Here is a 25,678-nt window from a genome sequence, read left to right as displayed (position 1 = left end):
CTCTTGTCTCTTACTAAAAAAAGCGTAGAAAACTACGCTTTTTTTTTATTTTCATTGTCAAATTTTTTCGGGGTGGTAGAGTATTACGATAATTTAGAGGTTCTAGCAAACCATTCATTATAGGGATAATGCAATGCGCCTGTTTATGATGATATTTTACTTGCTGTTGATTTTATTAGGTGTTTCGTTTGCGGCGTTGAATGCCTCTTCGGTACAAGTTAATTTTTATTTCACGAAACTGGCAATGCCTATTTCTGTTCTTATGACAATTATGCTTGGCATCGGTTTATTATTAGGTTTTCTCTTATTTCTATACCGTTATTGGCGTCTCAAAGTAGAATATGTAAGGCTGAAAAACCAATTTAAAATGACAGAAAAAGAAATTAAAAATTTAAGATCTATTCCTTTACAAGATCAACACTAGTATTTCTAATTAATCTTTTGTAAGGTGAGTAACTACGCTATCATCGGCATACTTTAGCAGATTACCATCTAACAAAACGAAATAATGGAGAGCTTTAATGATTAATTTATGGCCATTATTGTTACCTGCTGCCGCTTGGTCAGGCTGGTGGGTTGCTAGCCGTAATTATTCTGGTAAAGAAGCAGACCTTAATAACCGTTTATCTCGCGAATACGTTGTTGGCTTGAACTATTTGTTAAATGAACAACCTGATAAAGCCGTTGACGTTTTCATCAAGCTTTTGGAAGTGGATAGTGAAACAGTAGAAACGCATCTTGCTTTAGGAAGTTTGTTTCGTCGCAGAGGTGAAGTCGATAGAGCGATAAGAATTCATCAAAATTTAATAGCCCGTCCCCAGCTTAGTTTACGAGAAAGAAAAGAAGCGTTAATGGCTCTTGGCCAGGATTACATGAGCGCAGGTGTATTCGATAGGGCTGAGCGAATTTTTTTAGAAGTTGTTGAAATGGGTGGTAGTAACGATACTTGCAGCCTCCAAGGATTATTGGCCATATATCAACAAGAAAAAGCTTGGGAAAAAGCATTAGATATTATCAAGAAGATAGAGCTGTCTTTGGGACAAAGTATGCATACCCAAGCTGCACATTATTATTGCGAAATTGCAAATCAGGCTCTAAAGCATAATTCTCTGGAAAAAGCGCAAAATGCGATAAAACAAGCTTTGATTGCCGATAAAATGTGTGTTCGTGCTAGTCTAATGCAAGCTTCAATTGACATGCAGCAGAGTAGATACAAGCAGGCAATTCGCTCATTAAGACGTGTTCCTCAGCAAGATCCTGAGTTTCTTAGTGAAATAATCGAACCTTTGGTCACTTGTTATCGAGAATTAAATGAAATGCATGAGTGTGTTGATTATTTACAAGATACACTTAGTGACCATCCGCGTGCGTCGACAATTTTCGTCATTGCTGAATTTTTGCGTCATGAGAAAGATGTTGATGTAGCAATAGATTTTGTATCGGACAAATTAAGTGTTCATCCTTCCATCAGAGGACTTAATCGCCTCATTTTTTGGCATCTTGAAACTGCTCATGGCAAAGTGAAAGATAAACTGAAGATGCTGTATGATATTACAAGCAAATTTCTGGATAATAAGCCAATTTATCGCTGTGGTCACTGCGGATTCGGCGGGAAACATTTGCATTGGCATTGCCCAAGTTGTAAACAGTGGGGTAGAATGAAGCCAGTTCATGGTTTGGAAGGGGATTAGACCTGGTTCATTCTGGCCCAGCATAATCATGTCCCTAAGCTAATTTGAGAAAGAAAATGCAATTTATTGATCTAAAAAAACAATACAAATTAATAGAAACTGATATTTTACGGGGTATTCAGGCTGTCCTTGAGCATGGTCAGTACATTATGGGCCCTGAAATTGCCAAACTAGAAGAGCAACTGGCAAAATTTTTAGGTGTCAAGCATGCTATTGTGAATTCTAGTGGTACAGATGCATTGCTAATGGCTCTTATGGCATTAGAGCTTGAGCCAGGGGATGAAGTGATTACCAGTCCCTTTAGTTTTTTCGCCACTGCTGAAGTCATCGCACTTTGTCAGGCAAAACCAGTCTTTGTTGATATTGACCCACTTACTTACAATATTGATGTTGCTCAGATTGAATCAAAGATAACGGCCAAAACCAAGGCGATTATGCCAGTGAGCTTGTATGGTCAATGTGCGGATATGAATGCTATTAATGCTATTGCTAAGCGTTATGGCTTGCCTGTAATAGAAGATGCTGCACAAAGTTTTGGTGCTACCTACCATGGCGTTTATTCTGGTGCGCTCTCAACAATTGGTTGTACAAGTTTCTTCCCTTCTAAGCCTTTAGGCGGTTATGGGGATTCTGGTGCTTGTTTTACAGATGATGACATTTTGGCAGAAAGAATGCTCGAAATTCGAATACATGGACAAAATGCCAGATATTGTCACCGTAGAATAGGTATTAATGGACGTATGGATACTATACAGGCGGCTATTTTAATTGAGAAAATGAAATTGTTTCCTGAAGAAATTGCACTGCGCCAACGTGTGGCACAGCGCTACGAGCAATTGTTGTCTGGGATTGTTAAAACACCTGCGATTATTTCAGGGAACACGAGTGTTTTTGCGCAATATACAATTGAAGTTTCTGAGCGAGAGCATTTCCAAAAGCAAATGCAGGCATTAGGCATTCCTACTGCTGTGCATTATCCAGTTGCAATGCATCAACAAGAGGCTTTAGCTTATTTAGGTTATAAGTTGGGTGATTTTCCCAATGCAGAAAAAGCCAGCAAGCATGTAGTTAGCTTGCCTATGCATCCATACATGACTCTGGAAGAGCAGAAAAAAGTCGCCAATGCAGTAGAGACTTGTCTGTCAACTGAGCTTGTAGGAGCCTAAGTGAATCCGAGACTTATTGTCGCCCTTGATTTTCACAAGCAAGAAAAGGCATTGGCTCTGGTTAATCAATTGGAGCCGAGTGAATGTGCATTAAAAGTTGGCAGCGAGATGTTTACTTTATTTGGTGTCGACTTTCTTCATATATTAATCCAGAAAAATTTTAAAATTTTTCTGGATTTGAAGTTTCATGATATCCCCAATACTGTTGCCAAAGCCTGTAGAGCTGCGGCTGAGCTTGGTGTATGGATGATTAATGTTCATGCTTCAGGTGGATTAGCTATGATGCAAGCAGCAAAAGATGCGCTATCGGATTATGATTCTCGGCGTCCCTTATTAATTGCTGTCACTGTTTTAACAAGCATGAATCATACAGAGTTGCCACTTATTGGTATAGAAAATACTTTGGAAAATCAGGTCCAAAAATTGGCAATGTTAGCCCAACATGCTGGATTGGATGGTGTAGTGTGCTCGGCACACGAAGTACCCATTATAAAAAATGCATGTGGGCCTTCTTTTCTAACGGTCACTCCAGGAATTCGACTCGCTGAAAGTAGTAAAGACGACCAATGTAGAATCATGACGCCGGCTCAAGCTGTTGAGCTAGGAAGTGATTATTTAGTTGTAGGACGCCCCATCACAGGAGCCTCTAATCCTGTAGAAATTATTAACAAAATTAATAGTTCAATTCCTCTCTGATTTTTTCATTTTAAATAAAATACTTAACATCAATCTTACATGATAAATATTGAGCACTGTAAGTATTAATGAGACAATATTGCAAATTTTAGAGCGATTATTTCGTTTAAAAAATAATAAATTTTCCAGAACAAGGTAAGAAAATGGTATTTATTTACTCATTGATTTATGTTAGTTATTAAAATAGTTAAATAATTTAGCAAAAATTATTATACGTTCACGAGCATAGGATTGCCGTGTGTAAGGTTAACCCGCAACTAAAGGAATATATTATGTCACGAGAAGAAGTGTTAAGTGCATTGTTGCGTAAGGATATGCTTCATCCCAACATTCTTTTGTTAAAAAAGTTTCTGCTTACTGTTTACCATGGTTGGTTTCGTATTAATGGTTTCTCTCCTGATGAAAAATATTCATTGAGCGAGTATTTATTGGACGATGAGAGACTCATTATTGATTTTACTCGACTAAATGAGAAAGCCAGAGAAAAATTTCTGAAATGGTTTTTAGCACCACATAGTAGCCAGGCAAATCAAGCGTTGTTAAGTGGTGTTGCAACGAATAATTATAGGGGTTATACAGCTGAAGTAGGGTTGAGTCGGTGGGGAAGAATAATTAATTTCTTGTTTCACAGAAAAAAATCCTACCACTGGGATTTTCCTCCTCAAGAATCTCCATCAAATAATCATTTAAAAGGGTTGGAGCTTTGCCAGGATACTCTAGGATTGTTAATTGGTTTAAATCAATCTTTTGTTGAAAATAATGGAACGAAATATCACGCGATAAATGATAATCAAAGTAAACCTTTACGAAATACTAAAAGGGTACTATTAACTGATGACATGGTGAATAAATTAATAACTACAGATTTGGACTCTTTTGATTTTGATTCAGCCATTTCTCGACCTCATCCATTTTCTATCAATGTAACCTTAGAATCTAAACGCTTGCTTGCCATGCAAGAATATCGGAAAACTCAACGATTATTTCGTGAAAAAGCTTGGTTTAAACGACTCTGGGACTGGATTCACTCTTTTTTTGTAAATCCGCCTCAGGAAATAGAAATGACGGAGATTCGTTCAGGAAGTAAAAAATACCGCTTATTGTTTTCTGAAGGAGAAGTACAAGTTTTCAAGCGTGAAAATGATGGGCAGATTTTTGTAACTGAAAAAAGGCCTGAACTAGATAGCATGGTATTCTGTGGAGGCGGAGCGAAAATTTTTGCTCATGTAGGAGCCTTAAAAGCATTTGAAGAACATGGCATTAAACCTGTTAAATACGCAGGAAGTTCCGCAGGGGCTATTATGGCAGCTCTGGCTTATCTTGGATGTTCTTCAACTGAGATACTTACATTCTTTCAGTGGTTTAAACAAGATAATCTCATTCACTATGAGGTTGACAGCTCAGGTCTGTCTGATGCGCGAGCTATGAAAGCTGCTCTTGACTATATGGTCATGAAAAAGGTAAATGAAATTATTCAAAAATACGGTGTGGATAAAACGCCGGAAGGTCAAAAATTTTTGGCGGACAAAGTTTTTAAAGATGGAAAAATTACTTTTGAATCCCTGCATTTTCTTAAAAAACGTTATCCTGATTGTTGTCTGGGAGAAAAATTAACAGTTACAGCGACTGACGTAAAAAATCGAACGACAAGTTATTTCTCCTATGCTACTTCACCTCATATGGAACTAAGCAATGCGGTGAAAATCTCAGCAAGTTTTCCTGTTGTATTTAAACCCACTGTAGTTGCAGGAGTTCGGTATAAAGACGGGGGGATTTTAAGTAATTTACCAACAGAAATCTTTATTGGTGATCTATCTACATTACTTGAGTCCGAACATGGTAATTGTCTCAGTATGGTGGCTTTTCAATTTGATAATGGCTATGAACGGAATTTGCTAGATAAGTTTGCTGAAAGAGTCTATCGTGAAAATTTCTTCTGGAATTGGTTGTATTCATTGTTTACCGGCGTAAAAGATCCTGTCAGTGGCTGGGAACGTGATCGTTTGAAGCTGTTGCAACATAGCAACCAGGTTGTACTAATTCCTGTGGGTAATGTTTCATCCACACAATTTGATCTGGATAAGGATTCACAAAATACCTTGGTGGATAATGGTTATCAAGCTGGAAAAAACTACATAACCGCTCGTTACAAATTAAATGATAAAACAGCCAAAAATGATGAATTAATGTATTCTAACTTTTCTTCCATTGAGGAGTTACTCTATTTTTCTTGCTACAGAGGGCATGCTGACTGGTTTGAAAAGCTAGCAGTGGAAGCTGAGAAGGAAGGTGTATCCCGGGAAAAAATTCACCAATTGAGAAATAGTTACTTCTCTTCAAGTAAAGAGGAAGAAAAGCCTCTTCGAGCTAGCAATGCTAATAGTAGTTCTTTGGATAGCTTAGGAGGATTTCTAGGGGCACAATGGATGACAAGAAGAAATATGCAGTTATTTGAATCAATTTATCCAATATTTCACAAATTACCCTATAACTTTCTCACAAATACCCAAGACTTGAAATTTTTTAAACTTGCCAGACATTCCCTTTCTCTTGATAGACCTCTGGAGGGGTTAAAATATCTAAAACAAATAAAAGGAGAAACTCACGTCCTTTTATCTATTTTTATTCAAATTTTAAGCACTGCTCAATTAGGGAAAATTGATGAGACAATCAGTAAATTCAAACTTCTGATGGTCTCATTACAAGATGCAAACATGGAGAAGTTAAAACATTCTTCATTTTATGGTAAATGGAATTTACTAGTTAGACAAAGTTGCAGAATTTTAAAACTATTTGAGCAACAAAACTGGGCTGATAATTATGATTTATGTGCCTCTTTGAAAGAGGGAGAAGAGCCATTACAAACCCTGGCAATAAAAGATGCACCTGTATTGGACAATAGAGTTAATGACGAGTACAGCATCAATAATGAGAATTATGAAGTAAGTCAACAATGCCTTAATAGTTGACTTCAAAGTCTAGAAGGTAGCAACTGTCTTGAATAAAAAATTCAAGACAGTTGCACAATGCTTACTACAGTTATTAATGCGACAAACTTTGAGGTATCCTCTCCTTATAAAATTCCTGTCATCGTGAATGCAGCTAATATAAAGAATTGAAGAATAACGCTTCGCAAAGTTAACTTAATTTGCAATAATTACTGAGATTACATTCTTATTTTTTCTTTCATGTCACACGCATTAAATCATTATTATTTACAAACAATGGGTATAGATGTCTGGGTTTCTCGCGAAGAGGAAGCTACCTCTTCTTGTGAGAAACAGCTGTCTCGATTGGCAAGGAATGTAGCGTCTTGTTCACGTTGTCCTCTTCATAAGACACGTACCCAAACTGTATTTGCTCGTGGCAATCCACTTGCAAAATTGATGATTATTGGTGAGGCGCCTGGTTTTTATGAGGATAAGCAGGGTTTACCTTTTGTAGGCAAAGCAGGGATGTTATTAAATCAAATGCTGCAAAGTATCGGTTTTACCGAAGAAGATGTTTATATTGCGAATGTTTTAAAGTGTAGACCACCAGATAATCGAGATCCGAGACCAGATGAAATTGTTCACTGCAGTAGCTATTTAGCAAAGCAAATTCAAATAATCAATCCCCACTTAGTTCTCGCTCTTGGGCGTTTTGCAGGCCAATTTTTAGCCAATAAAAGTGCCCCACTTAATCAGCTGCGACAAACAGTTCATTCTTATAACAATCTGCCTTTTATGGTCAGTTATCATCCTGCCTATTTGTTGCGTAATCCTACGGATAAGAAAAAGGCGTATGCTGATCTGCTAACGGTAAAGAAATTCTTAGCGGAAAGAATGTAATTGAAAAATGCAAAAGGCATCACATTATTAGAGTTAGTTTGCTGTATTGCATTAATAACCGTAATATTTTTTGCGATGACTCCTTCAAATCGTTCACTTTTTCAACAAAATCAACTGAAAGTCATTGAAAATGAAATCAGTAATGCTATTCGCTATGCAAGAAAAATGTCTCTACTATACGATGTCCGTTTGGCACTGACCCCATTGGCTGATTCTAAAGATTGGTCAAAAGGTATGATTCTTTTTATTGATAATAAAAGACATACCTACCAAATCGGGGATAAATTATTACATCAATGGCAATGGAATCATCAAGATCTACATGTAATTTGGAAGGGATTTTTGTCGAATTCCTATCTTTTATTTTCGAGTAACTTAAAGAATGCGGCAACTAGTGGTCACTTTGATCTTTTCACGACTACATCCCAACATAAAAAATTAATAATTAATCGTTTTGGTCGTATCAGTAAATCCTTAACCTAGACTCGTATAAAATGCTATAATTTGGCGAATTTTGCTGTGATTACTCTAAATATGCTGAATCGAATTGCTAAACTGCAGAGCGCAGATTCACCTCCTGAAATGTTGTTGTCCTGGCTTAGCCATCCATTTTCATTAACCGAGAAGTTAAAAAATGAAAGAGGGGAAGCCGTATTGACTGTTCTTAGGCAAGAGTGGGATGCTTGTTCCTGGTGGGATAGATGTGTTCTTGGCTTGATGGATAACCCTGTGATGCATAGAGAAATCTTGATGACAGCCCAGAATAAACCTTGCTGGTATGCAAGAACTATAATTCCCCACTCCTGCTACGAGAGAGGGGATTTATTTTTCAAACGATTGGAGCATGAATCGTTAGGCGTTATTGTGTTTAGCAACCCCGCTATTAAACGTGAGTGTATAATTTACTATCCTATAAACTCATCTTTTTTGGAGTATTATTGGCTTCCTCCTCACTTACGAGAAGAGAATGAAGATTTGTGGATTAGATTGTCTTTATTTTCACTGCAAAAAACCTTTTTCTGCCTTATTGAAATCCTTTTGCCTGAACTTTTAAGGATAAGGAATTGAATTTGTTTCGCTATATCCGCTTAATGCGCCTTAATAAACCTATAGGCATATTACTGTTATGGTGGCCTACGGCATGGGCTCTTTGGTTAGCTGAAGAAAAACAACCGCCACTCGATCTATTGATCTTATTCATATTAGGTACAGTTTGCATGCGTTCAGCAGGTTGTGTCATCAATGATATTGCCGATAGGCATGTTGATCAGCATGTGAAACGTACTAAAACAAGACCTCTGACAGCTGGGGAAATAAGTCTGACCGGTGCTTTTTGTTTGCTTATTGTATTGTTATTCATGGCCTTAACTATTTTAATGCAATTGCCAATAACATGCTTTTACTATGCTCTTGTAGCTGTGGTTTTCACCCTGGTCTATCCTTTCTGTAAACGCTTTATTCAAAGCCCCCAGTTAGTACTTGGAATCGCCTTCTCTATGGGAATACCTATAGCATATGCGGCGTTAAATCAATTAACAAACAGATCAATGATTCTGTTACTGTGTATTAATTTTATGTGGGTAGTCGCCTATGATACCGAGTATGCGATGGTTGATCGTGAAGATGATTTACGGATAGGTGTTAAATCCACAGCCATTCTTTTTGCTGCCTATGACAAGCTAGCTATTGGTGCACTGCAAGTAGGGTTACATTGTCTATGGTTTCCCTTGCTACTCACTCTCAATTCACTATTTTTTGGAGTTTGCTGGGTTGGTGCTGCTGTAAATCTAATCTATCAGCAAAAATTAATTAAGAAGCGAGAACCGGCAAATTGTTTCCGAGCGTTTATTAGTAATCATTGGTATGGATTAATAATGTGGGTAGGGCTTGTAGGAGCAATGAATTAGAAAGAATTATCTAATTCATCTAGCAAACTACTCGCTCCAATGCGAAACCAGGATTTATCTACATTGCGTTTCAGTACTTTCTCAGCTAAACACATATAAATAAAGGCTTGAGCAGGCTGCTTAATACCCCCAGAGACCTTTAAGCCGCAATGAATATCGCTCGCTTCAATTGCTTTTAAAATTGCAAATGCTGCTGAAGGGGTTGCACCTTGTTTAATTTTTCCCGTCGAGGTTTTTAAGAAATTACATCCATTGTCGAGGATCTGACAGCTTACATTGTAAATTGCTTCTAAGGTGGCAAAAGCCCCTGTTTCCAAGATCACTTTAAATGTCACATTTTGTTGCTCACACAGCGTATAAACTTGCTGGCAATGAGTTAAAGCCTCCTGCACATTACCTTGAAGATAATTTTGATAGGGAAAAACATAATCAATTTCATCGACAGGGAAATTACTTAATAAATTATTTGTTTTAGAAAGAACCTCAGCCAAGGAATGTTTTCCTGTTGGAAAATTGACAACGGTGGCTAATTTAATCCCTTCTGCCGGCTTGAGTTCTTTAATATGCTGGGGTAGGACACATATTGCAGCAACCTGGTGGGAATTGGCTTTTTCCACAAGAGCCTGCACTGCATGAGGAGAAGCCGTTTCATCTAATAATGTTAAATCAATTAATGAAAAGGCTTCAGTAGTCAGCTCTTTAATATTCCAGCGCATTTCATTCAACTGCCCAAGAGCTACTAAAAATTGTGCTTCCAAGTTCACGCCAGGCTCGCAATGAATTGTTTGACTAAACGGTTTAATTTCTCTGCTGCTTTAGAAGCCATAAGTACCACGGCTTCATGACTATGGCTAGTGCAGGCAAGACCCGTAGCATAGTTCGTTATAGTGGCAATAACGGCAACTTTCATACCACAATGATTGGCTACGAGTACTTCTGGAACAGTAGACATGCCGACTGCATCAGCTCCCATAATTCGAAAGGCTCTAATTTCTGCAGCGGTCTCATAGTTAGGGCCTAAAACTGAAAGATAGATACCCTGATTAAGAGAAATATTTTCTTTGTGTGCAATCTGCAACAGTTTATCGCGCATCCCTTTATCATAAGCGTTATCAAGGGGTATAAATCGAGGTCCAAATTCATCATCATTGGGGCCGACCAAAGGATTGCCTGGTTGCATATTGATGTGATCAGTAATGAGCATTAATTCGCCAGGTCCTACATCTTCTCGAAGCGAGCCGGAGGCGTTGGTTGCAAAAAAATAGTCACAGCCAAGAAGCTTCAATGTACGGACATAGGTTTTGACTACTTCATAATCAATACCTTCGTAAGTATGAGCACGGCCTTGGAGACAAACGACACCAACACCCGATAGATAGCCTAAAACCAAATTACCGCCATGACCATGTACTGTCAGTTTTGGGAAACCAGGTAGTCTGTCATAGCCAATAGAGACTGCGTCTTCTAACTGGTCAGCAAAACTACCTAAGCCTGAGCCCAATACAATACCTAAGGTGGGCTTAAAGTTAGGAACAAGTTCTTTTATTTGATTCGCGGCTAAATGAGCTGCGGAAAGATTTGTTTTCGTCATATGTTAATCCTGATTAGGCTTAAATCTAAATGCTTCGGGCAATAACTCAGTAATTTTCATTGTTTTTATTACTCTTTGGTTAGTGCACAAATGAACTACTGTATCTGGCTGAGAAAATTCTAGAATCCGTTGCCGACAAGCACCGCACGGTGGGCAAAGGGTATTTTCTCCATTAAGCACAACGATGCTTTTTATTTTTCGTTGTCCTGCGGCAATCATGTGGCAAATTGCAGCACTTTCTGCGCATATCGTTAAACCATAGGCGGCATTTTCTACGTTGACTCCAGTAAAAAAGCTGCCGTCCTCACTGCAGAGGCAAGATGCCACCTGAAAATTAGAGTAGGGAGCATAGGCATGTGGCAATGCAAGAGTTGCCTGATTTATCATCGATGTTTCTATGTTGACCATGAAATACTCCTAAGCTGGTTCGAGACTATACTCATTATCTATTGGGCTTACAAGTCATCACTTAATTATATAGCCTGAAGCAAATCCTATCGGGAGCCACTAGCGAGGCGGTGTAGAGAGGGGCTGGGATAGGGGGACATTCTCTGAAGGAACAACCCAGTTGGGCTGTAATTTGTGGTAAATATCCTTTTCAGTGCCTGTGTCATCTACAGGCGTGGTATCCATATAGCCACTTTGGTCAAATCGTGTAGTTGCCTGATCGCTTCCAGTTATGACATTGTTTTGCGGAGGGCGGTTAAAAGGATTGAGCTCATGACCTTTTTGTAAGCCTGGATAGTAGAGGACACCTGGATTTTGAGGGCTTGTGGTATTGGGTTGAAATGCAAAACTTGGCAAAGAGATTAATAGTAAAAGTCCATAAGTCCATTTCATTCCTTTCTCCAATTTAATACCTTACTATAACTATAGTTTAATTTTCTTTAGGTGAACCCCATCAACATCCGGATTTGAATAAGTGAGTTATTATTGTTTTTGCAAGCAACTCGAAACAATCTTACCAGTGTCGATAGGATTGTTTCTCTGTGTTCACAATGGTGGTTTATATGCCAGGGCTGTTTGCTATTAATTAAGGTGTTTGCCCTAGATTAACGATAATAGCCGGCATGCTTTCAGGAATATTATTCTTTTTCCCAAATATTCCCGCAGTAGAGGTTTTGCTAAGTTTAAAGTTGTCATGTGTGGTTTTGAGGGGATATTTTTCAAGAAATCGATGATGACGTTCTCTGATGCTTTTAAGTTTTTTCGTGGTTTCTATTTGTGATGCAACAGTGTGTCCAGGTAAAATTGGTGTATGTATTTTATCAACTGCGTCTACGGGAGAAGTATAGTCCGACGGAGTGTCACAATAACTGACGAGATTGGAAGACTTATTGCTGCCCCCGAAACCATAATGCCAGATGCGCTTTACAAATCGAATAATTGAGAAAAACCAGGAACCTACATAACTATTTAATTGAGATTCCACTCTGGCTTCGAGATTGGTTTTTTGCAAAAGCTCTCCTAAGGATTTTTCCTGATGAGACACCAGTAATAAATCGCAACAACGCTGAACTAAAGCATATTTCTTCTGTAAACCAAAATGCTTAATTAAGTTAATTTCCTGTTGGGGTGATTGAACAGTTGTCTTTAAATGTTTATAGCTATAAAACTGCGCCATGTGCTGAAGAATAGTCGTATCTAACAACAATGGTTTTTCATTAAAAATTTCCTCTAATGTTGAGAATAAGCAAGAGCTAACATTACGCTGGGGAAATTTTGCCATCACTTGCGAAACTGCATGTAAAGCACCTGGATTTTTTTGAATGATTTTGGAGGAGAAGTAATCTTTCACAAGTTGAACCATGGGTCCAGTTTCTCCTGAATAGTTCAGTAAATAAGCGCTTATAATAGGGAGGGTTGTCATTGAGTTACTCATAGACCAACTTTCATTACTAAGTTGTTTCCAATCAATTAGAGCCTGGTTATTTTTAAGTAATTCAGTAAGTTCCTCTGTTTTTTGGTGTTCGTTATCAAACCATCCTTTAAATTTTGAAATGACATCACTAATAGTTTTTCTAATTTGTGGTGGCAAATATTCACGTGCAGCAATAGCATGCAGATAAGAACGTTCCATTACATTACCAGCTGTAGCTGCATCAAATCGACCTTTGTCATCGTAAAAAAGCTGGGTTTGTCCAAAATTTGCGCACCTAAATATCAGCTCGCCGATTAATTCTTTTCCAATTGCATGTTGTTTATCAGGGGTGTCTACTTGAAGGAAATGCCGTTTTACAAATGTACTCACTTGTTTTAATTCAGCACTGGACCAAGCAAGTTTTTCGCTATAACGAAGCTCATTTTGTTGAAAAATTTGCTGGCGCTGCTTTGCAAAAATAAGGAGCAGCAAGCGATATTGGGAGCTTTGAGACCAGCTTTTTTGCTCATTCACTGCTTTAATTAAGGGCATGCAGTGATGTTTATAGAAAAAACCCGTTAAATCGTCTGCCAAATGCGTATCTATTTCTTTTATAGACGCACCCTCAGTTCCATTGAGAAATGCCTTCCAAAGAATTTGCGTGTTTTCTTCAGAATTGAGAAGGGTAGTTAACACGGCATCGTAGGTTGACTCGGTAATTTGCTTTTGAGTAAACGTGCGTTCATTGAGAAGCTGAAGAGAAGAGCTTAACAACTCGGGTTGATTTTCGTTTTGCGCAAATTGGGAAAATAGCTGTAATCCTTGGTTAAACCAAGGATTGTTATAATGATTCTGCAAATAGTTGGCAAAAATTTTCTGAAGATTTCCATGTTTAAAAAATGCAAAAATAGATTGCCGATATTCTGTGCTAAACAATTCAGGGCGCTTGTTGTCATCGTTTAACATTATCTCAAATAATTGCTCTGCATTTTCTTTATGTTTCATATTTTCTAGCATGGAAAATAGAGTTTTAGCAGACTGTTTCTGAACGATAATTTGTAAATTATCAGCATGAATCAATTTTTTTGCGTCTATTGAGTGCGTTTGAATTTGCTCTTCAAGCCAGGGGTGCTTTTCTACCTCTGTATTGGTATACAAGGACTCTAATGTATTTTCTGTAAAAATATCTGTCATAAGTAATTCAAGGGCTGCAGGCGACTTAGACAGTTGCTCAGTGGGGACTTTGGCTACCAGCAATGCGCTCGTATTTTTTTGGAATAAATTTTCTCGCTTTACTTCTCCAGTGTAGGTTAAAGTCCCCATTAGACATCGAGCATCATCGTATAGAGGAATGCCAGGACAGATACCTTTAAGTTCTAAAAGCGAAGAGGGGGTGTCATCGATAAAGGTCATTGCCTGGTTTGCTTCGTTAACAAAACCTATTTGCACTCCCTCTGCGTTATAGATTGATACATGAGATTTTCGAATTAATTCAGTTTGCTCGAAATTTTTATGAGGTAAATAGCTCGTAAGCCATTTTAATAGCGTATCCTGAGCAACTTCGATGTCTCCTTTACTACGTGAGACACGACTGACGACGAAGTCAGCTACTTTGAATAGAAAGTCTGAGCGCAATCCAGTCAAGCTGTTGTTGTAATGCGCATAGAGAACGTCTAAAGCACTATCAGCTAATTCGGCTTCAGTGCTCTTTAATTCAATACAATTGTCTTCCAATTGATTAAGCAAAGCTCTAATACTGTCATCAGCACGAAAACTTAATAAACGCTCGCGCTTTTTTAACAAATGCTCTAGACGTTTAGGGTCGGTTAATAACGATTTTTCGACGCGACTCAAACTTTCCTTATGGTGTTCATAAAACGCCAGTTTAGTTTTTATCCAATGATTTAAATGTTCAAACTCATCTTGTTTTAACGTCAGAGAAATAAAACGATAACGATCAATGAGTGCTTGAATGGTTGCAGGAGTACTAGCAGCAATAAAACGAGGGGATGTTAGCAGGCGTTGTATCCATACACCATTTATCGTTAATGCCTCTAAATCGTCCTCTTTTGTTTCAAGAACCTCTGAGGCAATAGAAATTAATTGCTTGCTACCCAGTATTGTTAAATCTTGCTGTCCTACATAGAGTTTAATGTTACTTAATATCTGTGTGTTTGATGAGGATTGAAGTTGACATAAATTAGTTAAAAGGGTTCTACAGGCTACATTATAAGATTGATTATCATTATTTATACCAGTCAGGCAATGAGTGATTAATTGTTCAATTGTTTCTAAGGGTAATTGAGATAAGGTTTCATTGGTGAGCTGTACGCTCATATTTTTAAACAAATTACTTAAGCTGATGATCAGTGCCTGGCTTTCGGCAGAATTTGGTTGATTCAAAATAGAGCTGTAAGAGGAAATCATAATATTGATTGCCTTTGGACTTGGCACAGAATAATGTCCATCAACTATTTGATCGAGATTCTCAAGGTGTGTACAGACACTTCCTTCGTTAATAAACAGCCCTTCTTTTAATACCTTAAAAGACATTACTTTGCTTGAATAGAATTCAATCGCTGCTAAACGCTGTTGGAGCCAGGTTGAGAGTCCCTCTGGCAAGGATAAAGTATTTTGTATTTTCAGTATGTCTAAAGGGATGCTTTGTTGCTTAGCAATCAGCACGTAGTTTGCAATAGCTTTTAAATCAATGAGTTGGGCATGCATGCAAAACTCTATCAATTGAGCAAGGCGCTCTTCGTCAGTCTCGTAGAATACAGCTAGCAAATCGGGAAGACTAAATGCTGATAAGTTAAGTACTTGCAAATCCAATACTATAGGGTTAATAGAGTCTCTTAAGATTAATCTCTCATTCATTTGATGCTCAACTGGCTTCCAATCTTCTTTTGATATTGTTCTTAGTAGTTGAGGCATATTTTTTAATAAAAGATCGGGTTCATTCACAGAACCGCAAGAAAATACCCAATTAAATAGACCATTTAATAACTGCTCGCGCTTTGGATGAGCTAATACACCAGAGAGAATGCTTTGATTAAATTGCTCAAGTGTTTGTGTGGTTTGTAATGATTGTAAGCTCGCTGTGGCAATGAGTTCCTCTTGGGGCATTTCCGAATCAAACAATTGTCCAAGAGTAATGTCGTTGTCATTAGAGAGTGAAGTTTCAGCATATTTATTAGTATCTTCTTCAATTTTCTGACAGTTAAAAATAGTTTGCTGACAGAGTATGTGAACCTCATCAGCGCCCATAGACTGCTCAAATTCGGTAATAAAGGCAGCATATTTGGTTTTTAGGGAAGGGTTTTCTTTAAGTTGTTTTAACGTAAGATTAACTTTTGAAAAATGACGCTCGAGTGTCTTCAATAAAGGCTTTAGTTTTTCTTCAAACAATAAGGGTGATTCCCCAATATGAAAATGGAATAAGTGGGAGGCGACAGAGTCAAATCCTGTTAATAATTGATCCAATGCGTTTTTTAGTGAGGGAAGTTCTTCTCCCTTTACTTCTGAGAATAATTGCTTAGTGCACGCATGAAACTGATCATAATGACTGATTAGCGAAGCTAGGCATAATCGCTGCTTTTTATGCTCCAAATCATAAATCCATGTGGAAAATTTAGCGTTATCGTCTTTGCTACTTAACGGCGAAATAGGCGCCAACATTCCAGCAACTAGTAGTTGAGATTGAAAGGTTTTCTGTAAATTTATGATGAATCGAAGAACATCATTGGGGTTGGATTTTGCCAGTAGCGCACTTAATGCTGGTTGATTGGTAGGAATACTTGTTATCTTATAATCAAAGGCAAATTGCATGTATAAATCATACAGTAAACTATCGGGAATAAGTGGGCTAGTTGTTTTGTAATTGGTAAAAAGCCTCATTATTCGTTGTTTTAATGGAGAGTCTCCTTTAGGCAGGCATGTCCGTACATAATTTTTAACTTGGGGATGACAGGCTACATTCAGAGCCTGCTGAAGTTCAGCATCGTCTAAGTTGTCTTTGTTAAATAACTGAAACTCTTTGCCAAGTTGCTCAAAAAGACGGCTTATTTGAGTTTGATTGACTGGCTCAATGGCAAGGAACTTTTCAATAGTGAGTATGAGAAGAGAGGGGTTAAGACGTCGCTCGCATAAAGATAATAATGTTGAGCCTGTTAAGTTTGCCGCCAAGTCTTTAAGAATTTCAGGAGGAAGCAATGTCAATTGCGACTTCTGGAAGTGAACAGTTGCAATGGGCTCCAATGCATTGAGATCACTACCTTGCAAATCGGCTAAAAGTCTATAAAAAAGCTGATGTTCGCTAAGTGTAAGTTTTGTGAAAATTGCAGGTTGTACCAGTCCTCGAGAGAGGATTAAAAACAAGACTTTTTTGGCACTTTCGTTTAATTCTAATGAGTATACTAGTGCAAAAAAATGAGTTGGATTTAGAGCAAACAGCAACACTATAACTTGAAGTTGCCGCGCATTTCGATGGAGATAAAGGTCTTCTTCTTTTTGTAGTTGATTTAAGCTTTTCTGTAAAAAATTCCGAATTGCTTGCCAAATGATTTCTTCGCTGGTATCCGACAACAGCTTTGCTACGCCCAATAATAAGTAAATATAGCAATCATGTTTTTGAAATGAATGATTTTCTATCACTTCAACAAATGTCATTTTAGAGGTTAGTTGCAATGTGCGTTGTAGTTCCTCATAACTATGCGATGGGGTGGCTAACTTAAGAAAAGTTTTTATGAGATTTTCCAGAATAATAGGATTATTACGGGCTCCTTTTATAAACGCATCTAACACTTGGATGTGATTATTTTTAATTGCTTCATCAATGGCAGTGTGTCCTTGTTCATCCGTTTCAGGCAAAGCGCCTGCTGAAAGTAAAACGGGAACAAGTTCGGCCATACCCTTACTAGACGCATGAGATAAAAGTGTTTTTTTCTCTTCCCAGTGAGCATGTACTAAAAGAGGATACCTTTTGATGAGATTTTGAACCCAGAGGAGGTCCGTTTTGGTGTCCGATGCGGACAAATTTTTATAAATAAATTGATAGATAGGAAGTCCTGCCAGGAGATTAATAACTTCTGTTTGGTTTGCATCCTGGGCAACCTGTAACATCCCTTTGGTGGTAGAATAAACACAGTGGTCTATAGGTGTATCGGGTCTTTGTATAAAAAATGCAACGACATCGGTATTACCACTTTTAGCGGCAAGATGCATAAGGGAGTAGAATTGTGAGACAGAAACCTGGCTTAATAATGGTTTGAGCGAGGGTTCTTTATAAAGCTTTTGGGCAATCCTTAATGCAGCTTCTTTGTTATCTTTACGCTGAAAAGCTAACTCTAGAGGAGTATGATTTGAACCATTGGTTCTTCTTTGTGTTAATAATTTTTGAATCTCAGCGGGTGGAAAATTTTTTAATAAAAAAGAGAAACACTCTGAAATGACTCCTTCAGATTGAAACTCAAAAATGCCATGTAATAAATTAGAACTGCTACTCGTAAAATACCCGCCCCCAAATACCAGGCTTGATAAATAGCTGCCTTCATATTTATAGAGTAACGCTGCAACAGCTGATGCTAGCTTATTCGGAGGGTTCTCAGAGTAGAACTCAATTAAAGCTTCATAGGTTGGGGGGAATGGAGTTGTTTTAAAAATTTCATACACTGTATTTTTATCCAATCGATTTAATGTATCAATTAAATCAATAGAGGATTTTTCATCGTTAAAATTCAGTAGTCTGCGTAAAGTGGCAAAATCGTGTGAACATAATTCACTAAAAAGAACGCGTGTAATTTGTTTTTCATTGAATGATTTAACTTTTTGAGAAATAAGTGATCTGCAATGCGGTGGGGCATGGTTCATAATCGTTTCCATTACCCATTCATTCGCTTTGGAATCACTATGGTGATGATGGACGCCAGATACTAATTCAGCAATTTCTTCATTGTGACATTGCAATAAAGCATTTGTAATCTCTTGACAGACTTCTGTAGGTGCAAAGACAAATACCATGTTTAAAATTAACTGATAACTTAAGCCATTAGAAAGAACATAAGTTGCCCTGTTAAAGTTAGGAGTTGGTCTGTCGAAGGAATGTTTTTTGGTAAATAACTGTGTTTGATCGTCGGCATCTTCAGAAAGATGAGCAAGCAGTATCGCCTTTAGTTGTGGATTTTTAAATTGCTTTATCCCTTTTTTGATTTCGTCAACGATCTTGCTCATATAACGATCCTTATTAATTAATATCCTTAATTCTGCAGACAACAATCATTTTATCTAAAATTTAGACACAAACAATGAAAGAATAAAAGATATCAGTAACTTAAAAATGGTTATTATAACTTAGCTTAAAGCTAAGTGTTACAAAGTAAGGACAAATCTTTAGATTCATCTGCAACCAGGATAGCGTCTTTTTTCCATAAAGAGATGGTATGTGTCTGGCAGGGGGACGGGGATGGTGTGGGTAAATGGGTAATCTCTAAATGTTGAGAAAGTAGTTTATAACTTTGAGGCAAAGGTTGCTCATTAATATCTAGGGTATACTCTAACCAACAGTAAAATGACAAAGCTCCCAGGCTAAATCCTAATGAAGTTGAAACTATAAATGCACAAAGTGCCGCTGGCGGAAAAAACATGGAAATAGTCGCTGCTGCCGCCGGAATTAAGGCCAGTAGAGTCGATAATATTGCATACTTCATATAGGCTGATTGGGCGTTTGAATGGGTAGGATGAATTTTTTGTTTATGGTATTCCGCAATGCACCAAATAAGATTGCTTGCAAAAAAAAGCCAACCAGCAGTAATTAAGCATACAGGAAGAAAAATTCCAGCAATACAGCATAGCATTGCTATAGTCCCTAGTGTTGCAGCGATCCTGTGTTGATTTTTAACCTCAATAAATCCATACCAGCAATCCTGTTTCCGGGGGTATTCAGGATATAGTTGACTAGCAATTAGCCACAATCCATATCCAATTGAATAAAAAAACAGAGTTCCAAGATTGGCCAGGGCTGCTAATAATACAAAAGGTGAGTATTGTAGCTGCGAGACTACAAAGCCTAAAAAGAAAAAGACACCGCTTGCAGTATCAAGTCTTTCCGCAATTTTCACCTGGTTATACCTTTTTGTCGTCTCTTTCGTATCTTAATGAATTGATTAAAAAAACAAAAGATTATTTGCTGATGGAGGATTAAAGATTTAACAATTTTTTTAAAATTTGGGAGGCTGGTTTGCGGCAATGGGTAAAGTTATTCTAACTAAAAGCCCTCCTTCTTTACGATTCCTTGCACAAATATTACCATGATGCAGCTTTACAGCTTGTTGTGCGATGGATAAGCCAAGTCCATAACCCCCGGTTTTCTTTTCTCTTGATGTGTCAACGCGATAAAAAGGGCTGAAAATTTTCTCCAATTGCTCTTCTGGGACACCTGGTCCATTATCAGCAATATCAATGTATATTTCAGAGTTTGTCTCATCGCTATGCAAGGAAACATCCACTTTGGGATTGGGGGCTGAGTAACGTAAAGCATTGCGAATAATATTTTCTATTGCCCGATGTATTAGACGCTCATCCAGAAACAATTGGCAGTCATGTATCGTTTGTAAAAACACACCTGCTCTACTATCTCTTAATTCGAAATTGGCATCAGCAATAATTTGTTTAAGTAGCCTTGGTAAATCGATGACTGTTCTGCTTAATGGGGTAAATGATTTATCCAGTCTCGCAAATTCCAAAATCTCCCCAATTAATGTATTTAAGCGCAGACACTCGACTTCCATTCGAGCAAATTCAACGTCGGCTAGTGTTCCTGCTTTTTTTCGACCTAACTCAATTGCAATTTGTAAACGAGCAAGAGGGGAACGCAACTCATGGGAAATATCTTGTAATAAGCGCTCTTTTGAGTTCATGATGGCTTCGAGTTGTTCTGCCATTCTGTCGAACTCTCCACTTAACTCCGCAATCTCATCACGATAGTGTCCTTTAATGCGACCAACACGCGTGCTTAGTTGTCCTGTAGCAATGGATTTAGCGGCCATTCTTAACGAGCGTAAGGGTTGAGTTAAGTAAATCGATAGTAAATAACAGATAAGGCCGCTAATAATAATTGCAATCAACAGGCGAATCGTTAGACCTGCCCATGGAATTTCAACAAAATGAGCCAATGGTTTTTCACTGACAGCCACAAGACGATAAGCTCGACCTGAAGTTGAAAGAATCTCATGGCTGACTATAATGTCACCAAATTTTAATAAACCATCATCAAGCTCTTCATCCACTAAATTACTGGAGATTTGCTTTACAACCTCAGGTGGTGGTTGATTAGCAATAATTTCTCCTGTACTGCTTAATAAGTACAGAGTCATTTTTCTGGACATACCAATCTGATTAAGCCATTTCTTTAAAGCGCTATGTTGTCCTGATTCAAACGTTGCCACTGCTGCATTGGCATAGCTATCCATAAAAACGCGTTCCCGTGCAGGGATGGACGATTTTTGCGCTATTTCACTAGTTACCCATGCGGTCGTAATAATTATAAGGATGGTTGCCAGCCAAAAAGATAGAAAGATTTTCCAATACAAACTACGCATTAAACATATACCCGAAGCCGCGAACAGTCTTTACCAGTGGCTCTCCCTCAGGATTATCGCCTAATTTATTGCGTAAATTACTAATATGGACATCAATGCTGCGATCGTAGGCGGTATATTTTCTACCCAAAGCATATTCTGTTAATTCTTCCTTCGAAAAAGCTTGGCCTGGTGACTTAATTAACATTTCAAGAATGTTAAACTCGGCATTTGTTAATTCCATGGGGTCACCATGATGTGTTGCCAGTCGTTTAGAACAGTCAACTAGAATGCCGTGATGTTCAATAATTGGTCGTTGAGTTGGAATTTTTTGCGTGCGTCTAAGAATGGCTCGCAATCTGGCCACTAACTCGCGTGGATTGCAAGGCTTAGGCAAGTAATCATCAGCACCAATTTCAAGCCCTACTATACGATCAATGTCATCGCCGCGTGCCGTTAACATTAAAACGGGTGTTTCTAAATGTTCGCGGATTGCTTTCAATACTTCAAAACCATTTAATTTTGGAAGCATGACATCCAAAATAATGGCATCAAAAACCTGATTAAGTGCTTTTTTTACAGCGCTTTCACCATCATGAACGCAGACTACATTAAAACCCTCTGGTTCCAGATATTGCACTAGCAGATCCGTAAGCTCAGTGTCGTCATCTACAATCAAGATGCTATTATTCATTTTCTTAATTGTCCTCGATTTGTAATTACTTCATTTACATTGATAGAGTTTAAACAAATTGTACTTAAGTGGCCATTAATTTGTCTTTAGTAGGACGTTTATCAAAACAGCCAAGAAGCTTAATTCGTCTGGCATCGGCATTAATGACCTTAAATTCAAACTGATCAATTATAATTGTTTCTCCCCGTTGTGGTAGATGTCCGAAGTTTGTCATCACTATACCACCAATCGTATCATAGCTCTCATCACTGAAGTTGGCATGCAATTGTTCATTAAATTCTTCAATAGGGGTATGAGCTTTGACAATATAATAGGAATCACCATGCGCTTTAATGTAAGCCTCTTCGTCAATGTCAAATTCATCCTCAATATCACCAATAATTTGCTCAATAATATCCTCTATCGTCACAAAACCACTCACAGCTCCGTACTCATCAACAACAATTGCCATATGATTACGATTATTACGAAACTCGCTCAATAGTAAATCGAGACGTTTACTTTCAGGTACAAAGGTCGCTTGCCGAATAATATCATGCAGATCAAACTCTGCCGTCTTGTCCACCTGAAAACGCAATAAATCTTTTGCATGTAGGATGCCAATTATTTCATCTTTATGATCCCCTGTAACAGGAAAGCGAGAATGGCCGGAACTACTCACAATATCAATCACGTCTTCTAATTCAAGATCTTGAGAAATTGAGGTCATTTGTTTTTTGGGGAGCATAATATCTCTCACCCGCATTTGTGAAAACTGAATGACTCCTTCTATCATGTTGAGAGTTTCGGAATCTATTAGGGAGCGAATGTGTGCGTCGCGTAATAAATTAATCAATTCCTCTTTGTTCTGCGGTTCAACTTGTAAAAACTGCCTAAAGCGCATCAATAAAGAACCGTTATCATCCTCTTTGCTCAAAGTCATTATCCTCTGTAGTATGATATGGGTTAGAAATACCTAACTTGGCTAACAATTTAATCTCTAGTTCTTGCATAATTTTCGCATCATTATCTTCAATATGATCATAGCCTAACAAATGCAAAACCCCATGAATAACTATATGGGCCCAATGTGCCGGGAGCGGTTTATCAAGGTCGATACTCTCGGCCTCCAAAACGGCAGGGCAAATGATTACATCACCCAGTAAAGGATATTCAAGCTCTATATTATCAGGAATAGTGCTAGGGAATGCGAGTACATTTGTTGGCTTATCTTGTTTTCTGTACATGAGATTTAATTGTCTAATTTCTTCTTTACCAACCAGACGTAATGTTAGTTCTGCAGAGTCCATATGGTCAATTAAGGGTAATTGAGCCCAGGTAATCAGTAAGTTTTCATCCACCGGGATAGCTTCATCGCACGCCAGTTGTAAGTCTACATGATAATTCATTCTTGATGATCCCTATTTACATTCTCGTAAGAGTCAATAATGCGTGAAACTAAAGGATGGCGGACTACCTCACGACTAGTGAAGTGATGAATGCTGATTTCAGAAATATCACGCAGTACTTTAACAGCATGAATTAAACCAGATTCTGTACCTTTCGGTAAATCAATTTGAGTGACATCGCCGGTAATGACCGTTTTTGAACCAAAACCCATACGTGTGAGGAACATTTTCATTTGCGGTACAGTGGTATTTTGTGCTTCGTCAAGAATAATGAAGGCTTCATTTAAGGTTCGACCTCGCATAAATGCAAGAGGTAATACTTCGATAACATCCGTTTGGATAAGTTTTTGTGCTTCTTTAAATCCTATCATTTCATATAAGGCATCATAGATGGGCCTTAGGTAGGGGAGAACTTTTTCTACCAAGTCTCCTGGTAGAAAGCCTAATTTTTCACCCGCTTCAACCGCTGGTCGTACAAATACCAGACGTTGGACTTCGCCTTTTTCATAGGATTCTATTGCCTTAGATACGGCAAGATACGTCTTGCCAGTGCCAGCAGGGCCAACAGCAAAAGTAATATCATGTTTGCTAATGCTATTTAAATACTCAGTTTGTTTGACGTTACGTGGTAAAATTGTTTTACGGCTTAATTTAATTGACTGTGACATAACGGTTTTCGGATCCTTATTTTCAAGAAAAGAGTTGACAGTTTCAACATAGATGGGTTCATTGGCTAATTGATATAATTGTTTAATTACTTGTTTTGCTTTTAATAATCCAGAATGGGAATTGCCAAACAGGCTCACTGCATCATGACCAATCTTAATGGTTATGTTAAAAAATAATTCAATGAGTTTAATGTTTTCGTGAAAAGTTCCACACAGATTGGCCAATTGCTGTGAATTAAGACGAGGATAATTTAGCGTTTCGTTCTGTAGTTTACTGCTCAATGTTAATTTAAAATAAATTAGTAAGTTCTATGTAAAGAATAGTTCATAATTTAGTAATCCCGCAAGATTAATTAGCGATCTCTCTCAAGATGTGAATGCTCTGGGTCTTGTTGGGGAGTTTTTAGAGCTATTTGTAGAACTAAAAGATTCTATGTAAGGGGTTAACACTTCTACAAGATTATTGATGGAAATAGGTTTGGCCAATTCAGCCCACTCTATTCTACCATGGTGTCTAAAAATTTTTGCAAATTGAGCTAACATGTCCTTATCGTCTGTCCAGGGTATAATGATAACGTCCTTATTAAATTTTAATAATTCAGCCGCTATATCAGGGCCATTTTTTCGCTGGTTTGCTTTTTCTGGGAATCTAGGTATCAAATTACCGTCTAAAATGACTACATCGTAATTGCCTACTTCATCCCTTAGGTAAGGGAGGGCCTCATCCGCCGATCCAAATACTTTTACAGAACAGGATAGCTTTTTAAGTCGTAAAGACATGGTCATTTGTAATGAGGGGTTATCTTCAACGAGAACAACTTTCATAAATTTTAGCTACCATTCTAAAAAATGGGGAATAAGATAAGCGTAAACTTAAAAAAAATCAATAATTCATTAGGTTATTTATAAACGCGTTATTGTGAACGAATCCTTACGTCGTCATCAAGCAGCAATTAATATAACTGTATGTTTATGTTTTCCCAGATTGTAATTATAAAACTCGTTTGTTTTTAATAATTGCTGTATGTACAAACATTAATCTCTCTATTACAATTTACCACCTTTACTAAACTAAGTGTGACTATGGTAAGTAGAAGTGTTTCAGGTATCGACCATATAACAGGCTCAAAAAAAGTTGTCGCTAATAGGATTACTCACGACATTGTAGAACCGCAAAAGAGACGAAGTGTTGGTCAAATGTTTTTTCAACCTTATGAATCATCAAAAGAATTCATATTTTGTGCTCGTCATACCTTTATGCCTGCCGCCTTAATTGGTTTGGCTATTCTGGACCCAGTTGGCGTGGCAATCGCCCCTATTATAATCACTGGCTTAGCCGCTGGATTTTTGCTGGTGGGTAGTTTAGCCGCTTGTGCGGGTTGGGAGTCGGCATCAACTGACTGCTTTGACCATGCCTGTAATCTTATAAACTCTATGTGTCAAGCTATCATTAACATGGTGGTTTTGCCTTTATCGGCTTTGGTAATGCTTACACGTGGAATATCTACTGGATTACAAGCAGCTGGTATTTATGATTATGACGCACCTCCAATAACTGGAAAAGTCATGCACGTTTGATTAGATTCACTGAAGTTGGCTAGGTTCTATGCTTG

Annotated in this window: 22 protein-coding genes; 10 read left to right on the top strand and 12 right to left on the bottom strand. The window is 37.9% G+C overall.

The genetic code is table 11. From position 1 onward, the window contains the following. The first annotated feature begins 133 nt into the window (after window positions 1-133). From LHA_RS08710 to ubiA, 9 genes are all read left to right on the top strand, one after another. Entirely contained in the window at window positions 134-424 is a 291-nt protein-coding gene (locus LHA_RS08710) for a lipopolysaccharide assembly protein LapA domain-containing protein (protein WP_045106198.1), read from the top strand. Window positions 425-521: 97 nt separating this feature from the next. Then, a complete protein-coding gene (lapB, locus tag LHA_RS08705) occupies window positions 522-1,691 on the top strand; it encodes a lipopolysaccharide assembly protein LapB (RefSeq protein WP_045106197.1) in 1,170 nt (389 codons plus the stop codon). Window positions 1,692-1,747: 56 nt separating this feature from the next. After that, complete coding sequence (locus tag LHA_RS08700; RefSeq protein ID WP_045106196.1) at window positions 1,748-2,857, top strand: DegT/DnrJ/EryC1/StrS family aminotransferase; 1,110 nt, start codon at window positions 1,748-1,750, stop codon at window positions 2,855-2,857. Further along, entirely contained in the window at window positions 2,858-3,553 is a 696-nt protein-coding gene (pyrF, locus tag LHA_RS08695) for an orotidine-5'-phosphate decarboxylase (RefSeq protein WP_045106195.1), read from the top strand. Window positions 3,554-3,825: 272 nt separating this feature from the next. Next, on the top strand, window positions 3,826-6,522 hold the full coding sequence (gene vpdC, locus LHA_RS08690; protein ID WP_052673651.1) for a Dot/Icm T4SS effector VpdC: 2,697 nt from the start codon (window positions 3,826-3,828) through the stop codon (window positions 6,520-6,522). 219 nt (window positions 6,523-6,741) lie between these two features. Next, window positions 6,742-7,383 carry a uracil-DNA glycosylase gene (locus LHA_RS08685; RefSeq protein ID WP_045106194.1) on the top strand — a complete coding sequence of 214 codons (642 nt, stop codon included), beginning with the start codon at window positions 6,742-6,744 and terminating at the stop codon, window positions 7,381-7,383. Continuing rightward, a complete protein-coding gene (locus LHA_RS08680) occupies window positions 7,384-7,866 on the top strand; it encodes a pilus assembly FimT family protein (RefSeq protein ID WP_045106193.1) in 483 nt (160 codons plus the stop codon). A gap of 36 nt (window positions 7,867-7,902) precedes the next feature. Further along, window positions 7,903-8,451 (top strand): chorismate--pyruvate lyase family protein, encoded by a 549-nt coding sequence (locus LHA_RS08675; protein WP_147292333.1) that lies wholly within the window; start codon window positions 7,903-7,905, stop codon window positions 8,449-8,451. Further along, window positions 8,448-9,290: a 4-hydroxybenzoate octaprenyltransferase gene (gene ubiA, locus LHA_RS08670; RefSeq protein WP_370447925.1), complete on the top strand. Its 843-nt coding sequence runs from the start codon at window positions 8,448-8,450 to the stop codon at window positions 9,288-9,290. Before LHA_RS08675 ends, ubiA begins: the two co-directional genes overlap by 4 nt. Here the strand turns inward: ubiA and deoC are convergent. From deoC to LHA_RS08610, 12 genes are all read right to left on the bottom strand, one after another. Continuing rightward, complete coding sequence (gene deoC / locus LHA_RS08665) at window positions 9,287-10,054, bottom strand: 2-deoxyribose-5-phosphate aldolase (protein ID WP_231861890.1); 768 nt, start codon at window positions 10,052-10,054, stop codon at window positions 9,287-9,289. The two genes, ubiA and deoC, sit on opposite strands and share 4 nt — an antisense overlap. Beyond that, a complete protein-coding gene (locus tag LHA_RS08660) occupies window positions 10,051-10,881 on the bottom strand; it encodes a purine-nucleoside phosphorylase (protein ID WP_045106192.1) in 831 nt (276 codons plus the stop codon). Before LHA_RS08660 ends, deoC begins: the two co-directional genes overlap by 4 nt. 3 nt (window positions 10,882-10,884) lie before the next feature. Continuing rightward, window positions 10,885-11,289, bottom strand: coding sequence for a cytidine deaminase (gene cdd / locus LHA_RS08655; RefSeq protein WP_045106191.1), 405 nt, complete (start codon window positions 11,287-11,289; stop codon window positions 10,885-10,887). Between the two features lie 99 nt (window positions 11,290-11,388). Further along, window positions 11,389-11,721 carry a hypothetical protein gene (locus LHA_RS08650; RefSeq protein WP_045106190.1) on the bottom strand — a complete coding sequence of 111 codons (333 nt, stop codon included), beginning with the start codon at window positions 11,719-11,721 and terminating at the stop codon, window positions 11,389-11,391. Between the two features lie 193 nt (window positions 11,722-11,914). Beyond that, window positions 11,915-18,970 carry an ankyrin repeat domain-containing protein gene (locus LHA_RS08645; RefSeq protein WP_045106189.1) on the bottom strand — a complete coding sequence of 2,352 codons (7,056 nt, stop codon included), beginning with the start codon at window positions 18,968-18,970 and terminating at the stop codon, window positions 11,915-11,917. A gap of 131 nt (window positions 18,971-19,101) precedes the next feature. After that, window positions 19,102-19,857, bottom strand: coding sequence for a hypothetical protein (locus LHA_RS08640; protein WP_045106188.1), 756 nt, complete (start codon window positions 19,855-19,857; stop codon window positions 19,102-19,104). Between the two features lie 99 nt (window positions 19,858-19,956). Continuing rightward, on the bottom strand, window positions 19,957-21,336 hold the full coding sequence (gene cpxA / locus LHA_RS08635; RefSeq protein ID WP_045106187.1) for a two-component system sensor histidine kinase CpxA: 1,380 nt from the start codon (window positions 21,334-21,336) through the stop codon (window positions 19,957-19,959). After that, complete coding sequence (gene cpxR / locus LHA_RS08630; RefSeq protein ID WP_045106186.1) at window positions 21,329-22,009, bottom strand: two-component system response regulator CpxR; 681 nt, start codon at window positions 22,007-22,009, stop codon at window positions 21,329-21,331. The genes cpxA and cpxR overlap by 8 nt, the downstream gene beginning before the upstream one ends. Before the next feature lie 64 nt (window positions 22,010-22,073). After that, window positions 22,074-22,931 (bottom strand): HlyC/CorC family transporter, encoded by an 858-nt coding sequence (locus LHA_RS08625; protein ID WP_102046645.1) that lies wholly within the window; start codon window positions 22,929-22,931, stop codon window positions 22,074-22,076. Beyond that, on the bottom strand, window positions 22,909-23,397 hold the full coding sequence (ybeY, locus tag LHA_RS08620; protein ID WP_045106185.1) for an rRNA maturation RNase YbeY: 489 nt from the start codon (window positions 23,395-23,397) through the stop codon (window positions 22,909-22,911). Before ybeY ends, LHA_RS08625 begins: the two co-directional genes overlap by 23 nt. Then, window positions 23,394-24,347, bottom strand: a complete 954-nt coding sequence (locus tag LHA_RS08615) for a PhoH family protein (protein WP_045106184.1) — start codon at window positions 24,345-24,347, stop codon at window positions 23,394-23,396. Before LHA_RS08615 ends, ybeY begins: the two co-directional genes overlap by 4 nt. A gap of 84 nt (window positions 24,348-24,431) precedes the next feature. Then, window positions 24,432-24,890, bottom strand: coding sequence for a response regulator (locus LHA_RS08610; RefSeq protein WP_045106183.1), 459 nt, complete (start codon window positions 24,888-24,890; stop codon window positions 24,432-24,434). A gap of 258 nt (window positions 24,891-25,148) precedes the next feature. Between LHA_RS08610 and LHA_RS08605 the strand changes: the two genes are divergently transcribed. Then, window positions 25,149-25,643 (top strand): hypothetical protein, encoded by a 495-nt coding sequence (locus tag LHA_RS08605; protein ID WP_045106182.1) that lies wholly within the window; start codon window positions 25,149-25,151, stop codon window positions 25,641-25,643. Window positions 25,644-25,678 lie beyond the last annotated feature (35 nt).

The sequence above is a fragment of the Legionella hackeliae genome (genome assembly GCF_000953655.1).
Classification (GTDB): Bacteria; Pseudomonadota; Gammaproteobacteria; order Legionellales; family Legionellaceae; genus Tatlockia; species Tatlockia hackeliae.
This window is presented reverse-complemented; position numbering and strand designations above follow the sequence as displayed.

What these genes read in the sequence shown, in the direction of transcription:
- LHA_RS08710 (WP_045106198.1), top strand. Translation starts at nt 134, where the DNA reads ATGCGCCTGTTTATGATGATATTTTACTTGCTGTTGATTTTATTAGGT.
- lapB (WP_045106197.1), top strand. Translation starts at nt 522, where the DNA reads ATGATTAATTTATGGCCATTATTGTTACCTGCTGCCGCTTGGTCAGGC.
- LHA_RS08700 (WP_045106196.1), top strand. Translation starts at nt 1,748, where the DNA reads ATGCAATTTATTGATCTAAAAAAACAATACAAATTAATAGAAACTGAT.
- vpdC (WP_052673651.1), top strand. Translation starts at nt 3,826, where the DNA reads ATGTCACGAGAAGAAGTGTTAAGTGCATTGTTGCGTAAGGATATGCTT.
- LHA_RS08685 (WP_045106194.1), top strand. Translation starts at nt 6,742, where the DNA reads ATGTCACACGCATTAAATCATTATTATTTACAAACAATGGGTATAGAT.
- LHA_RS08660 (WP_045106192.1), bottom strand. Translation starts at nt 10,881, where the DNA reads ATGACGAAAACAAATCTTTCCGCAGCTCATTTAGCCGCGAATCAAATA.
- cdd (WP_045106191.1), bottom strand. Translation starts at nt 11,289, where the DNA reads ATGGTCAACATAGAAACATCGATGATAAATCAGGCAACTCTTGCATTG.
- LHA_RS08650 (WP_045106190.1), bottom strand. Translation starts at nt 11,721, where the DNA reads ATGAAATGGACTTATGGACTTTTACTATTAATCTCTTTGCCAAGTTTT.
- LHA_RS08645 (WP_045106189.1), bottom strand. Translation starts at nt 18,970, where the DNA reads ATGAGCAAGATCGTTGACGAAATCAAAAAAGGGATAAAGCAATTTAAA.
- cpxA (WP_045106187.1), bottom strand. Translation starts at nt 21,336, where the DNA reads ATGCGTAGTTTGTATTGGAAAATCTTTCTATCTTTTTGGCTGGCAACC.
- cpxR (WP_045106186.1), bottom strand. Translation starts at nt 22,009, where the DNA reads ATGAATAATAGCATCTTGATTGTAGATGACGACACTGAGCTTACGGAT.
- LHA_RS08625 (WP_102046645.1), bottom strand. Translation starts at nt 22,931, where the DNA reads ATGACTTTGAGCAAAGAGGATGATAACGGTTCTTTATTGATGCGCTTT.
- ybeY (WP_045106185.1), bottom strand. Translation starts at nt 23,397, where the DNA reads ATGAATTATCATGTAGACTTACAACTGGCGTGCGATGAAGCTATCCCG.
- LHA_RS08610 (WP_045106183.1), bottom strand. Translation starts at nt 24,890, where the DNA reads ATGAAAGTTGTTCTCGTTGAAGATAACCCCTCATTACAAATGACCATG.
- LHA_RS08605 (WP_045106182.1), top strand. Translation starts at nt 25,149, where the DNA reads ATGGTAAGTAGAAGTGTTTCAGGTATCGACCATATAACAGGCTCAAAA.